The 13900-nt window shown below is 63.7% G+C and carries 12 protein-coding genes; 8 read left to right on the top strand and 4 right to left on the bottom strand.

Annotated features, from left to right (window positions below; genetic code table 11):
* Window positions 1–16: 16 nt before the first annotated feature.
* Window positions 17–2050 (bottom strand): transglycosylase domain-containing protein, encoded by a 2034-nt coding sequence (locus KIH45_RS12195; RefSeq protein ID WP_213176279.1) that lies wholly within the window; start codon window positions 2048–2050, stop codon window positions 17–19.
* A 531-nt stretch (window positions 2051–2581) separates the two neighbouring features.
* On the opposite strand from KIH45_RS12195, the gene KIH45_RS12190 reads away from it, so the two are divergent.
* From KIH45_RS12190 to KIH45_RS12160, 7 genes are all read left to right on the top strand, one after another.
* Complete coding sequence (locus tag KIH45_RS12190; protein WP_213176278.1) at window positions 2582–3778, top strand: hypothetical protein; 1197 nt, start codon at window positions 2582–2584, stop codon at window positions 3776–3778.
* Between the two features lie 3 nt (window positions 3779–3781).
* Window positions 3782–4348 (top strand): GTP-binding protein, encoded by a 567-nt coding sequence (locus tag KIH45_RS12185; protein ID WP_213176277.1) that lies wholly within the window; start codon window positions 3782–3784, stop codon window positions 4346–4348.
* Window positions 4345–4773, top strand: a complete 429-nt coding sequence (locus KIH45_RS12180) for a roadblock/LC7 domain-containing protein (RefSeq protein WP_213176276.1) — start codon at window positions 4345–4347, stop codon at window positions 4771–4773. The genes KIH45_RS12185 and KIH45_RS12180 overlap by 4 nt, the downstream gene beginning before the upstream one ends.
* A gap of 71 nt (window positions 4774–4844) precedes the next feature.
* Window positions 4845–5207 (top strand): hypothetical protein, encoded by a 363-nt coding sequence (locus KIH45_RS12175; protein WP_225899883.1) that lies wholly within the window; start codon window positions 4845–4847, stop codon window positions 5205–5207.
* A 188-nt stretch (window positions 5208–5395) separates the two neighbouring features.
* Entirely contained in the window at window positions 5396–6202 is an 807-nt protein-coding gene (locus KIH45_RS12170; protein WP_213176275.1) for an outer membrane protein assembly factor BamD, read from the top strand.
* Between the two features lie 99 nt (window positions 6203–6301).
* On the top strand, window positions 6302–7510 hold the full coding sequence (locus tag KIH45_RS12165) for a cytochrome P450 (protein ID WP_213176274.1): 1209 nt from the start codon (window positions 6302–6304) through the stop codon (window positions 7508–7510).
* 65 nt (window positions 7511–7575) lie between these two features.
* Window positions 7576–8364 (top strand): class I SAM-dependent methyltransferase, encoded by a 789-nt coding sequence (locus tag KIH45_RS12160; RefSeq protein WP_213176273.1) that lies wholly within the window; start codon window positions 7576–7578, stop codon window positions 8362–8364.
* 9 nt (window positions 8365–8373) lie between these two features.
* On the opposite strand, the gene KIH45_RS12155 is transcribed toward KIH45_RS12160, so the two are convergent.
* Entirely contained in the window at window positions 8374–9459 is a 1086-nt protein-coding gene (locus KIH45_RS12155) for a glycosyltransferase family 4 protein (protein WP_213176272.1), read from the bottom strand.
* An 11-nt stretch (window positions 9460–9470) separates the two neighbouring features.
* Window positions 9471–10376 (bottom strand): UDP-2,3-diacylglucosamine diphosphatase, encoded by a 906-nt coding sequence (locus KIH45_RS12150; protein ID WP_213176477.1) that lies wholly within the window; start codon window positions 10374–10376, stop codon window positions 9471–9473.
* Between the two features lie 226 nt (window positions 10377–10602).
* On the opposite strand from KIH45_RS12150, the gene recN reads away from it, so the two are divergent.
* Window positions 10603–12279 (top strand): DNA repair protein RecN, encoded by a 1677-nt coding sequence (recN, locus tag KIH45_RS12145; RefSeq protein WP_213176271.1) that lies wholly within the window; start codon window positions 10603–10605, stop codon window positions 12277–12279.
* A gap of 3 nt (window positions 12280–12282) precedes the next feature.
* On the opposite strand, the gene KIH45_RS12140 is transcribed toward recN, so the two are convergent.
* Window positions 12283–13848, bottom strand: a complete 1566-nt coding sequence (locus tag KIH45_RS12140) for a winged helix-turn-helix domain-containing protein (protein ID WP_213176270.1) — start codon at window positions 13846–13848, stop codon at window positions 12283–12285.
* Window positions 13849–13900: the final 52 nt, after the last annotated feature.

Here is a 13900-nt window from a genome sequence, read left to right as displayed (position 1 = left end):
TTGGTCGCGCTCGATGTTACTCGGGCGCGGGGCCAGGGCCGTTTTCTGGCGGCGCCGCGGGCTGCCCCTGCGGCGGAGTGGCCGGCACCTGCATGTCAGCTTGCGGCACTTCGGGCTCTAAATCCTCGGCACCGGCTGATGAAGGCATATCGCCAAAGCCTTCCGGCAGGTCGGGGATGCCCTCGGGAACTATGATGTCGATGTCGCCTTCATTCATGTCACCGATCTCGATCGTGCTCATGTCGGCATCTTCCGCGCTCATCGTGCGGCGCGGGGCAGGGCGCTTGATCTGGTTGATCTTGAGCGGAAGCTGCAGCGGCTCCAGCTTCACCCCGCTCATGAACTGCTTCCAGATCTGCGCCGGATTGCCGCCGCCGTGGTTGCCGGGGATCGGCTTGTTGTCGTCGCGGCCGACCCAGACGGCCGTCACCATGTTGCCGGCAAAGCCCACGAACAAGGCATCGCGCCCTTCCTGCGTCGTGCCGGTCTTGCCGAAAGTCGGCTGACCGTCGATCACGGCAGCGCGGCCCGTGCCGCTGTTCGCTGCGCCGTAAAGCAGCTTGAGCATCGGCGCCCATTCCCGCTTAGCATCGAGACTGCGCCAAGGCGTCGCGGCCTCTTCCGCAAGGCCATAGGGTTCGACCGGATATTTGCCGAGGGCAAAGGCAGCATAGGCGGCGGCCAGTTCCTTGAGCGTCAGGTTTGCCGTGCCGAGCGCCATGCTGAGATTTTCGGGGATCTCGGATTCGACGCCCAGATCGCGTGCAGTGTCGATGACTTCATCCGCGCCGACATCCTGCGCGACGCGGATCGCTGCGGTATTGCTCGAAATCGCAAAGGCGCGGGACAGCGGGATCTGGCCGTAATAGCCCGAATAGGCGTTTTTCGGCTGCCACCCGTCGATGTCGATCGGGCCGTCCTCGATCAGCGTGTCGGCGGTCGCACCCTCGCGGATCGCGGCGAAATAGTCGAATAGCTTGAAAGTCGAACCCGGCTGGCGCTTGGCGGTCGTGGCGCGGTTGAACGCCTCGGGCGTCCACTTCTTGCCGCCGACCATCGCAGCGATCGCGCCATTGGGCCGCATCGCGATCAGCGCCACTTCCGCCCCGCCAAGCCGCGCATTGCGCACGACGCGTTCGGCCCGGGCCTGTGCGTCAGGCTCCAGCGTGGTCTGGACCGAGCCGGAGAAATCCTCGGGAAGTTGCGGCATGAGCCAGTCGACGAACCACGTCCCGCTGGGACCTTCGTCGTCCTCCGCGCCCGGCGTCACCTTGGGATCGGGCTCTTCCTCAGCCTGTTCTTCGGTAATGAAACCGGCATAGGCCATCGCGCCCAGCACGACGCGCATGCGTTCGAACGATGCCTCGCGGTTATCGATCGGCGAAAGGCGGGAAGGGGCCTTCACCATCCCTGCCAGCAGAGCGGCCTGACCCAGCGTCAGTTCCGAAGGCGTGCGGTCGAAATAATGATGCGCGGCTGCGACGAGGCCGTACTGACCTTCACCGAAATAGCAGAGCTCGAGATAGCGCGAGAGGATCTCGTTCTTGCTCATCCACATTTCGGCCCAGTCGGCCAGCAGCATTTCCTTGCCCTTGCGCACGAACGTGCGGTCCTGCGTCAGGAAGGCATTCTTCACGTACTGCTGCGTGATCGTGGAGCCGCCCTGAACGACGCCGCCGGCTTTCAGATTGGTGACCGTGGCGCGGGCAAGGCCGCGAAAATCGATGCCGCCATGTTCGTAAAAGCGCCGGTCCTCGATCGCGAGGAAGGCCTGCCGGACGTGTTCGGGCAGTTCCTCGGCATCGATCGGGACGGCGGATTTCGGCCCGCGATGCGCGATGACGGTGCCGTCGGTCGCAAGGAAATCTATGCCCTGCGGCGGGGGCGGGCCGCCCAGCTTCCATGGCGGTGCGGCATAGACTTCCCATCCGAAGAACAGGACAAGTGCGGCGAGAAGGCCCTGAAACCAGAGCGGCCAGCTGCGGAAAATATTGTAACCCCGGCCCGCCGCGTCGGCGTATCGGTTATCTCTTAAAGGCTGCGTGGCCATCCATGTGTCCGCAAATTGGGGGCATTCGTGTCACAAACGCGCGGGGTAACGATTTGAGCCCGACATTAGCGCTGAAAACCGGGCTGACAAACTGCGCAGGCGAGAACCTGTGCAATGTCTGATTACTGGCAATATGGGGTATGATGTTGCTTGGGAGTACTGCCTAGTTGAGCTTGTGAAAGACATAACGTTTCATCCCGTAATTTTCGAAATCCATCCAATGTGTTTTTTGATCGGTTGCCAATTCATGTAGGCGTACCTGTTATAAGTAAATTTGCATAAAAAATATGTAATTTATGCAAAATATGTATTGGTTTTTGAATTATTTTCCGGGATTGAGCGTTCATTAACTTGCTACTCTTTGGGCTATAAGGGGAATGCCGGGGAATTTTACTGCAATTATTATTTTCGAAAGCATCCGGTTTAACCGTTAATTAGGCGGACCTGCCTTAGTCAGTGTTCCTGGCGGCGCGATCCAAATCATCCCGATCTGGTCGTGCCGTGTGTTGGAGCGGCAAGGCAATGGGTTTGATGACCAAAGCGCGGCACAGTCTGGGGCTCGTCGGTCTTTCGCCGATCGAATGCGCGAAGATCGCGACATTCATCGAAAGCGAGGCTGAAGCGGCCGGTTGCCCGTGGCTGGTGCTTCACTCCGATAGCTGCGATGCACTGATCGTCCCCTCGGACGTCGAATTCAGCGCCGATCCCTACCAGGTTCTTATCCGCCTCGTGCGTTTCGGCAATCAGCCGATCGAAGGCGAGCTGTGCATCACTACCCCGCTGAGCGCGGCGGAACTGATGGATGTCTTGAAGAAGGCGCAGGACAATCTTTCGACGCGGTCGCGTTCGGACGACGTCACGCCCATGAAGGTGAAGATGGAAGACTGGGGTGCGGTCCCGGCCAACGATCGCCACCATGTCCCGGCCGGCTTCGGCACGCCGACCCCGCATCACCTGACCGACGGTTCGGCCGCCCTGAAGGCAGAGGCCTGGCCCGTCACCGCAGACGGAAGCCCCCATCCGGCAACCCAGCCAAGCGCGATGCACGCACCGGTACAGCAGCCCCAGCCAGTCGCACCGCCGCAGCCTGTCAGTTCCGACGCAAGCCATGGCGATGCCCACGAATTCGCTGCCGCATGGGACCAGATCGCCGTCGCGCTCTATTCCATCGTGCAGAATTCGGCTCCTGCGGTCGCGGAAATCCGTGTCGAGAACCTCGACATGATCCGCATCGATTTCCGCTTCCGGGCCTACAACTCACGCATTCCGCTGGAACAGGTGGCCGCCAACGGCAGCCGCATCGCGATCCGTTCGACGCTGGTCGAGGCGTTCCGTCCGCCCATCGTCAACCTGCCGGGTGAATCGCTGGACAAGCTGTTCTGGTTCATCGGCAGCCAGGCCTTCCACGGCACCGGTGCCCCCTGGCTGAAGCCTGAGGACCGCTATCGCCTGCGCCGCTGGCCCAACTTTACCGAGCTGAACCACGCGGTCGCCGACATGCGCGCCGCAGCAGCCATCGGGAATTGTTTCCTCAATGCCGCCGAACTGGCTTCGGCAGCGGGAATCTCGGTGGAGAGCGCGACACGCACGCTCAACGCCTATTCGCTGATGGGTCTCCTCGAGATCCAGACCGACAAGACGGCAGCGCCCGTAACCTTCACGCCCCCGGCGCAGAAGGAAAGCGGCGGCGGTCTCTTCTCCAAACTTCGCACTAAGCTGGGGCTCTGATCGATGGCTGAACACGTCATACTTTTCGCGGGACCCATGGGAGCGGGCAAAACGACGGCGATCGAAAGCCTGTCGGAGATCGAGACGATCCGCACCGAGGCGACCAACACCGATCGTGAAACCGCCGACAAGGACACGACCACGGTCGCGCTCGACTACGGCGAGATTACCGTCGGCGACGAGGACAAGGTGCGCCTTTACGGCGTTCCGGGACAGCGCCGCTTCAACTTCATGTGGACCATCCTGAAGGAACGCGCCGTCGGGCTCGTCCTACTGGTCAACAATGATGCGGCCGATCCTATCGAGGAGCTGGACGCGTTTCTCGAGGAATTTGGCGAGCTTCACGAAAAGGGCGGCATCGTCGTTTGCGTCACGCGCAGCGACGTCGCGGCAACCCCTTATCTCGACAAGTACGCCGAACGCATTCGCGAAGTGATGCCGGGGCGCATGATCCCCGTCTTCACTGCCGATGCCCGCAACGGCGATCAGATGCGCACCGCACTCATGAGCCTGATCGCGAACATCGAAATGACGGCGATGATCGCCGATAGCCAGGAGCGCGCGGCATGACCGAGCAAGTTGGCGCACAGCCAGTCAGTGCACACAAGGACCCCGTCGTCATCGCGTTCGCGAACGAGGTTCTGGATGGATTTTCCGACGTCTGCAGGTCGCTGCGTTACGCAACGTTCCTGACCGACGACGGCTTCGAAGTCGCCAGCATCGCGGGCGATGAAAAACAGAATCGGCGCGTCGCCTCGATGGCCTCCTCGATGCAGGCCCTGGGCGATGCCGTCGCCAAGGACCTCAGGATCGGGGGCGCCGAGTACATCATTATCGCGGCGGAAACCGGTTACGTGATCCAGATGCGTGTCCCCGAGCACGCAATGGTGTTGGCCGCGCATTTCGACGCGGCCGAAACGGTGGGCAAGGCGCTCTCCGTAGCGCGGCTCGCCGCTTCCAACATGCGGACCCTGGTCCAGGAAAAGGCAGCTTGATTTAACGGTCACCGGATTTGGCGGGACGGAGACCGGCACAGATAAACCGCTTTAAAAAAGGAAGTGAAAAAATGGCTAGCATCAACGAAACTATGGACGACCTGATGACCATCGACGGCGCGAAGGCCGCTGCGGTTGTCGATTCTGACTCGGGCATGGTCCTGGGCAAGCTAGGCGGCGGCATCGACCTCGACGTTGCCGGCGCTGGCAACACCGAAGTGGTTCGCGCCAAGCTGAAGACGATGAAGGCTCTCGGCCTCACCAAGGATGCGATCGACGACATCCTGATCACGCTGTCGTCGCAGTATCACATCATCCGTCCGATGGCTTCGCGCCCGGCCGTGTTCATCTATCTCGTCCTGGACAAGAGCAAGTCGAACCTGGCCCTGGCCCGCATCAAGACGGCCGAGTGCGAGTCGAACCTCGCTCTCTGATCGGAACTGAAAAGGCGGGGTGACGATCGCACGACGCACACCGCCACTTCACCCGAAGGACGGGGTGGCCCCACAAGGGCCGCCCCGTTTCCTGTTGAAGTGCCCCGAAATCGCAATGGCGACCTTTCGTGGACAGAGGCACAAGCTTCACTTGGCGTTCAGTATGGGCGAGGCTATAGGCTCCGGTCATGATCGCAGCTTCGTCGGCCAGCCGCCCCGTTCGCACCCTTGCCCTTGCCCTCGCTTCGGGCTCCATGTTGCTGACCGCCGCCTGTGCAGGCGGGGGCGGCCGTCCCGACGACACGGCCTATGTCGCGCGCGACGTGGAATCGCTTTACTTCGCGGCGAAGGAACGCCTCGACCGCGGCCAGGTGAAGATTGCTGCCGCCCTCTTCGACGAAGTGGAACGTCAGCACCCTTATTCGCCGTGGGCCCGCCGCGCACAGCTGATGAGCGCGTTTTCCTACTACGTCGGAAAGAACTACCCGCAGGCGATCCAGTCGGCCCAGCGCTTCCTGTCGATCCACCCGGGTAACAAGGACGCACCTTACGCCAGCTACCTGATCGCGCTTTCGTACTACGAACAGATCAGTGACGTGCAGCGCGACCAGCAGACGACGCTTCTGGCGAAGACCGCGCTGACCGAAGTCGTGCGCCGCTATCCGGAAAGCAGCTACGCCGCCGATGCCAAGCTGAAGCTCGACCTTGTCAACGATCACCTCGCGGGCAAGGAGATGACCATCGGCCGGTTCTACGAAGACACCGGCAAGTGGCTGGCCGCGACGATGCGTTTCCGCAAGGTCGTCGATGAATACCAGACCACCAGCCACACGGCAGAGGCGCTTTACCGCCTGACCGAAACCTACCTCGCACTCGGCATCCCCGAGGAAGCCAAGAAGAGCGCGGCCGTTCTCGGCGCGAACTATCCGGGTAGCGAGTGGTACGAAAAGGCCTTCGAACTGATGCAGAAGAAGGCCCCCGAATACGCGAGCTGATCGCGCCGGGGCGCATTTCGCGCATTGGTATAATCGACAGGTGTAGGGGCTGAGATGCAGCCCTAGTCTCCCTCCCGAAGCTTCTTGGGAGAGAGCGCAATGGCAACAGCCGCAGTCCGTCCGGACAATGTTCCGGCCGATCGCATCATCCATTTCGACATCTTCGCCCCGCCGGGGATCGAGGATGATTACTTCGCCGCCTGGCAGACGCTGCAGGCGCCGGACGTGCCCGCCTTGGCCTGGACTACGGCGAACGGCGGCCACTGGATTGCGACGCGCGGCGATCTCATCCGCGAGATGTGGGGCGATGCCGAGAACTTCTCGAACGAGGCGCTGGCCGTGACGCCGGGGCTGGGCGAAGTGATGGAATTCATCCCGCTTCAGCAGGACCCGCCTGAACACAAGCCGTTCCGCAACGCCGTCATGCGCGGATTTGCCAATGCGCACATTGTCGCGCTGACCCCGCTGGTGCGCGACGTGACGCAGCAGTTGATCGCCGATCTCAAGGAACAGGAGGGCTGCGAATTCATGCAGTCCTTTGCCGAGATCGTGCCGATCCACGTCTTCCTGACCCTGATCGACGTCCCGACCGAAGATCGCGCAAAACTGCGCCCGCTAGGCGCGCAACTCACGCGGCCCGACGGTTCGATGACGGTCGAGCAGCTGCGCGATGCAGCCGACGAATACCTGCGCCCTTACGTTGAGGCGCGGCTGGCCAATCCGGGCGAAGACCTGTTCAGCCGTATCCTTTCGGTTCCCATTGAAGGCAGACCGTGGACATTCGAAGAAGCGCAGCGGATGTGCCGCAACTTGCTGTTCGGCGGGCTCGACACGGTGGTCGCCATGTTCGGCAACATCGCCGCGCATCTGGCCCGCTTCCCCGAAGACCAGCAGGCCCTGCGCGACAATCCCGACTTTATCCCGCAGGCGGCGGATGAACTAATGCGTCGTTATCCGACCGTGTCGGTGACGCGAAACCTCCTCGCCGATGTCGAGGCGGACGGCGTTACGATGCGCAAGGGCGATCTGATCTATTTGCCGAGCGTGCTGCACAATCTGGATCCCGAAAGTTTCGACAATCCCGAGGTGGTGGACTTCGAACGCAAGCTGCCGCCGATCCGGCATACGACGATGGGCAATGGCCCGCATCGCTGTGTCGGCGCTGGGCTCGCGCGGATGGAGGCGATCATTTTCCTCGAAGAATGGCTCTCCGCCGTGCCCGAATTCCGGCTGGACCCCGACAAGCCTGCAAAGATGCGCGGCGGCAATGTCGGCGCCTTTACAGAACTGCATCTGCTCTGGTCCTGAATGCAGTTGAAAAGGGACGGCGGGGCCGTCAGGGTCCTCTCTCGAAGTTTTCCGGAGAAGTCTTGATGAAACGCGCCGCCCTTTCCGTTGCCTCCGTCCTGGTCCTTTCGCTTACCGCCTGCGGGGCCTCGGGTGACACTGCCCCCGAGGCTGCGGCCACCACCGAGGCGGCCAGCGATTATGCGTTTCTCGACGATACCTCGCGCACAGAGGACGACCGCGCCGCCGACGCGCTGCGCAAGCCTGCGGAAATGCTGGAATTCGCAGGTCTGACGTCCGGTCAGACAGTTTTCGAGATGCTGCCCGGCGGCGGCTATTTCACTCGTATCTTCGCACTGGCAACGGGGCCCGAAGGCAAAGTCGTGCTCTATGCGCCCGACGAGATGGCGGACAAGCCGTGGAAGCCGATCGAAGGGGCTGAAGAACTGGCCGCCGAACTGGGCGACCCGCGCATCACCGCTACACATTTTCCGGTCGCGGGGCCTGTGCCCGAAGGAATGGCAGGCACGGTCGATCTTGTCTGGACGTCCCGCAATTATCACGACTTCCACAACCTGCCCGATTTCGACCCCACGGACTACAACGCCATGGTACTGGACCTTCTGAAGCCGGGCGGCACCTACATCGTGCTCGACCATTCCGCGCCAGAGGGCAGCGGGGCAAGCGCGACCGATACGACGCACCGGATCGACGCGGAATTCGTGAAGACAGAGATCGAGGAAGCGGGCTTCGAATTCGTCGGGCAAAGCGATGGGCTCGCGAACCCGGACGATGCGCGCGATCTCAATGTCTTTGACGATGCTCTCAAGGGCCGGACGGACCAGTTCGTGCTGAAATTCCGCAAGCCGGCGTAAGGCGTTCGGTTAGGCGGCGTTTAGCGCCTCGTCCTCCAGCGCGCCGGCCAGCGCGGAAACGAACTGGTCGGTCGCGGCGTCCCAGCTAAATTCCGTGCCGTATCGCGCGCAGTCCGCGCGACGGGCGCTAAGCGCGCGGGCGATGGCGTCAGACAGGTTCTCGTCAACCGCCCCCACGGTGTCGAGCAATTCGTTCGATCCGCCGCGTCCCACCGGACCGACGATGTCGATCGGACCCTGCACGGGGTAACCCGCCACCGGAACGCCGCAGGCCAGCGCTTCGACCATGACGAGCCCGAAGGTGTCGCTACGGCTGGGAAAGACGAAACAGTCGGCAGCGGCATAGGCACTGGCGAGCGCCTTGCCGGTGATGCGACCCAAAAAATGCGCCTTAGGATAGCGGGCCTTCAGCGCCGACAGCGCCGGACCGTCACCGACGACGACCTTGCTGCCCGGATGGTCGCAGGAAAGGAAATCGTCGAGGCCCTTTTCGGGTGCGACGCGGCCCACATAAAGCAGGACAGGGCCGGGAAGGGCGGCAATCCGTTCGTCCGGCACCGCATCGGCGCGAAAAGTGCTGCTGTCGATCCCGCGCGACCACGGCACGACAGGGCCGATACCGCGCCCGACCAGTTCGTGCCGCAGGCTGGGAGTTGCGGCCAGAACCGCGCGGCTCGGCGCGTGAAAGCGCTGCATCAGCGGCCAGAACCGCTCCGCTGAAAGGCCGGTGCGAACCGAGACATAGTCGGGAAAGCGCGTGTGGAAGGCGGTGGTGAACGGCACGCCATGCTTCAGGCACCAGCGCCGCGTGGCCCAGCCGATCGGGCCTTCGGTGGCGATGTGGACGATGTCGGGGCCGAACTTCGCCAGCTTCTTGGCCACGCCGCGATGCGGCGCGAGGGCCAACCTGATTTCGCCGTAGAACGGCATCGGGAGGCTGGTGAACTGGTCGGGCGTGATCATTTCGACCGCATGGCCACGTTCGGTCAGGCGCGACACGGTTTCGGCCAGCGTGCGGACTACGCCGTTCAGTTGCGGTTTCCACGCATCGCTGGCGATGCAGATGCGGCGGGGGAAGACGGTGCTCTCGAACATCATCGAGTCCCTCAGGCCGGTTGCTTTGCAGGAGCGGGGGCGGCGACTTCCGCCGGTTCGAACGTGCCCTTGCCCTCGCGCTGGCGCATTTCATTGGCCCAGTGCAGGATCTCGAAATTGCCGAAAGCGTCCTCGGTCAGCGCGGTGCAGCTTTCGACCCAGTCGCCGTCGTTCATGTATTCGATCTGGCCGATCTGGCGGATTTCCGCGCAGTGAATGTGGCCGCAGACCACGCCCTCGACCCCGCGATCGCGCGCGGCGTGGGCGACAGCTTCCTCGAAGTCGCAGACGAACTGAACGACGTTCTTCACGCGGTGCTTGAGGTAGGCCGAAAGCGACCAGTACGGCAGCTTGAAGGCCTTGCGCGCCTTGTTGAACCAGATGTTCGCGCGCAGCAGCAGTTCGTATGCCTGGTCACCCAAGAAGGCGAGCCAGCGGTGATAGAGCACGACGCCGTCGAAGGCATCGCCATGCGTCACCAGAAGACGGCGGCCGTCGGCGGTAACGTGGATCGCCTCGAACGCGATCTCGATACCGCCGAAGTGCATTCCGGCGTAGGAGCGCAGCATCTCGTCATGGTTGCCCGCGACGAGGATGACCCGCGTGCCGCGATGCGCCATCTTGAGGATGCGGCGGACGACTTCGCTATGCGCGTCGGGCCAGTACCAGCCCTTCTTCAGCCGCCAGCCATCGACTATGTCGCCGACGAGGTAGAGCGTCTCGCACTCGATCGAGTGGAGGAAGTCGAGCAGCATCTCCGCATTGCATCCCTTGGTGCCGAGATGCGTGTCGGAGATGAAGACGGTGCGGAATTTGCGCTTGGGAACGAATCCGCGCGGTTCGGGAAGATCGAGCCATTCCGGGACCCGTCCGGGCACCGCGAAAGCGGCGGTTTCCTGACCTAGATGCGTGAACATCATGTTCTTCACGGGATCGACTTTCATTGCTCAAACCCCCATTTCCTGCCCTGTACTGTCTCCCTTTTCGCAGGTGCGTGTTGCGGTTCGGCGTCCGTGTGACGGGCTGGTTACAAGCCGGTGCGCAAGTCTGTGGATAAGGCGGGGACGGGCTGTGCGCTTCTGTGGGCGAAATCGCGCGCGGGGCTGACTGGCGCGGCGCGGCCAAGTAGGACATAGAGCGAACATGCTAACCAACCTGTCCATCCGGAACATCGTTCTGATCGAGGCGCTCGACCTTGCGTTCGCGCGCGGACTGGGCGTGCTGACGGGTGAGACGGGGGCGGGGAAATCGATCCTGCTCGACGCGTTGGGGCTGGTTCTGGGCAACCGCGCCGACAGCGGGCTGGTCCGCGCGGGCGAGGACAAGGCCAGCGCAACCGCGACGTTCGAATTTGCCGAAATGCCTGCGGGCATCATCGAGGCGCTGGACGATGCGGGCGTCGAGATGGAGGCGGGCGAGGCTCTCGTCATTCGCCGACAGTTGAAGGCCGATGGCGGGTCGAAGGCATTCGTGAACGGGCAGCCGGTGGGCGTCGCGACGTTGCGAGCGCTGGCGCCTTTCCTGGTCGAACTGCACGGGCAACACGACGATCGCGGGCTGGTTAACCCGCGCGGCCACCGCGCACTGCTGACGCGCTATGCCGCTGCGGACGAGGCGGGTGTCTCCAGTGCATGGCGCAAGTGGCAGGCGTCCGAAGCCGCGCTGGCAGAGGCGCGCGAGGCCGCCCAAAGCGCGGCGGCAGAGCGCGAGCTGGTCGAGGCGCATCTGGCCGAGCTTGAACGGCTTGCCCCGCAGGAGGGTGAGGAGTCAGACCTCGCCGGACAGCGGGCCGACATGCAGAAGGGTGAGCGACTTTCCGAAGACCTTGCCAGCCTGCAGCACCTTTTCGCCGGATCCGACAGCGCGCTGGCGCAGCTTCGTGCCGCTGCGCGCAGGCTGGACCGCATTGCGCCCGAGCACGAGGCGCTGGGCGATGCGCTATCCGCGCTGGACCGCTGCCTGATCGAGGGCGGCGAGGCCGAGGCCGCGGTCGATCGCGCGCTTGAGGCATTGAGCTTCGATCCGGCGCGGCTGGATGAGGTGGAGACCCGCCTGTTCGACCTGCGGGCCGAGGCGCGCAAGCATGGCTGCCAGGTCGATGATTTGCCGGCAAAGCTGGCCGAACTGCGCGGCAAGCTCGACGCGATCGAGGGCGGTGAAGGACGCATAAAGGCGCTGCAGGCCGATGCGTTCGAAAAGGGGTCGCACTACCGCGCGCTGGCCGAAACGCTTTCGGCGCAGCGGGTGGAGGCGGCCAAGCGGCTCGACAATGCGGTGGCGGCAGAGCTTGCGCCGCTCAAATTGGACGCGGCGAAGTTCAAGACGCTGGTCACCCGCACCGACGAGGACAAGTGGGGCCCTCACGGCATGGACGCGGTCGAGTTCGTGATCTCGACCAACCCAGGGGCGCCATTCGCCCCGCTCGCCAAGATCGCGTCGGGCGGCGAACTGTCGCGCTTCATCCTCGCGCTGAAAGTGGCCTTGGCGGAAGAGGGCGGGGCAGCCGTCATCATCTTCGACGAGATCGACCGCGGCGTCGGCGGCGCGGTGGCAAGCGCGATTGGCGAACGCCTTGCGCGGCTTGCCAGTGCCAATGGCGAAAACGGACAACTGCTGGCCGTCACGCATAGCCCGCAAGTCGCGGCGCGCGGCAACGTGCACTTCATGATCGCCAAGTCGAGCGAGGGGACCGTGACCCGCACTTCGGTTGGCCAACTGGATGCCGGTGGCCGTCAGGAAGAGATCGCGCGGATGCTTTCTGGCGCGGAAATCACGCCCGAAGCGCGGGCGCAGGCCGAAAGGCTGCTCGAAGGGGTCTGACCCCTAATCCGCGAAGGCGTTGGCGAACAACGCTTCGACCAATTTGTCGCCATGTGCACTGTCCTGAAACGGATAGCTGGCCCTGACCTGTTCGCGCGTCGGCGTCGCGCCGACTTTCGCCAGCATCGCCGCATCGGCCCGCGCGCCCGCCACGTCGCCAAGGCTCGACCGCACGGCAACCCGCCGCTGCAAGGCGCGCTGGTTTGCGGGATTGTGGCCGAGCGAGGTGTCGAGGTGCGCCAGCGCCTGCTCGTAATCGCCCAGCAGGAAGCGCCAGAGGCCAAGGTCCGCCTCGATCACCGTGGCGTGGCGGTATGACGGGTCGACCGAATAGACCAGTTCCTGGATCGCGATGGCCTCTGCCGGATCGCCGCCAAACCCGACGATGCAGCCGGAGAAATGGTGCGCCATCCCCGCGCTGGGGTTGAGCCGCAGTGCCTCGTCCGCGTGGCGGCGGGCGGGGACATAGGCACCGGCTGCGAAGAGTTCGCCCGCGCTTGCCAGCGAGTGGCCCATCCAGCCGCGCGGGTCGAGGTCGATCGAATTGCGCGCCGCGTCCAGCATCTCGTTGAAACAGCCGCGCGCCATCGTGACGTTGCCGACCAGCCAGCCGTTCAGCCCCATCTCGAAATAGGCCTGCGCCTTCAGGCTCCACGGCATGGCCGAGCCGGGGTCAAGACTGATCGAGCTTTCTATGTCCTGCAACGCATGGGCCAGCGTATCAGGCGAAGGGCGGTTCAGCGCCCAGAGCGCCTTCAGCGTCAGGTCCCATGCCGACAGGTCCGACGGGGGCGCACGGACGATGCGGCGGCGCTCGGCCCCTTCGACCTCGGGCGCGATGAGGTGCAGGATGCGCGCCGCGATCTCGGACTGGACGGCAAGGAGGCTGGCCAGATCGTCCTCGAACAGTTCGGTCAGCAATGTCTCCCCGCTCGGCACGTCGAGCAGGTCGATGGCAAGCCGCGCCTTGCCGCCCTTGCTGGAGATCGACCCGCACACGGCATAGCGCACGTTCAGCACGCGGGCCTGCTGCAACAGGTCGCCGCCCGCGCGGCCCATCGCGAAAGAGGCATGGCGCGACAGGACCGGAAACCAGCGCCACGCGGCCAGTTCGGCGATCAGCGTATCGGCCAGCCCATCGACGAGGTATTCGGCTTCCTCGTGGTCGCAGCTGAAGGGGAAGACGCCGACTAGGGGCCGCGACATGACGGTCGAGACGGTCGTCTTTACCGGTTCGACGGGCGCAGGGACGGGCGAGCTCTGTTCGATTTGCCCTACGAAGCGGAAGCCTTCGCCGCGCATCGTGCGCACGTATCGCTGGTTCGCGCCGTCGTCGCCCAGCGCCTTGCGGACCGACTTGATCCGGCTGGACAGCGCGGTGTCCGACACGATGCGCCCCTTCCAGATCGTTTCGAACAGGTCGTCACGCGTGACCAGCCTGTCGCGCGCCTCGATCAGGAACAGGAGTATGCGGAAGACCTGCGGCTCCATCGGCACTGGCACGCCGTTATCGCGCAGCTCGAACTGCGCGGCGTCCACCTCGAACCCGTCAAAGGCATAGACCGTCATCGCATGCGTCCCCCCGCAATGGCGCAAAGCCTAATCGCGATGCGCCGGAACG

The organism is Croceicoccus gelatinilyticus, assembly GCF_018398395.1.
Lineage (GTDB): Bacteria > Pseudomonadota > Alphaproteobacteria > Sphingomonadales > Sphingomonadaceae > Croceicoccus > Croceicoccus gelatinilyticus.
Note: the sequence above shows the minus strand (reverse complement) of the source record. Positions and strands in the feature narration are given on the sequence as shown.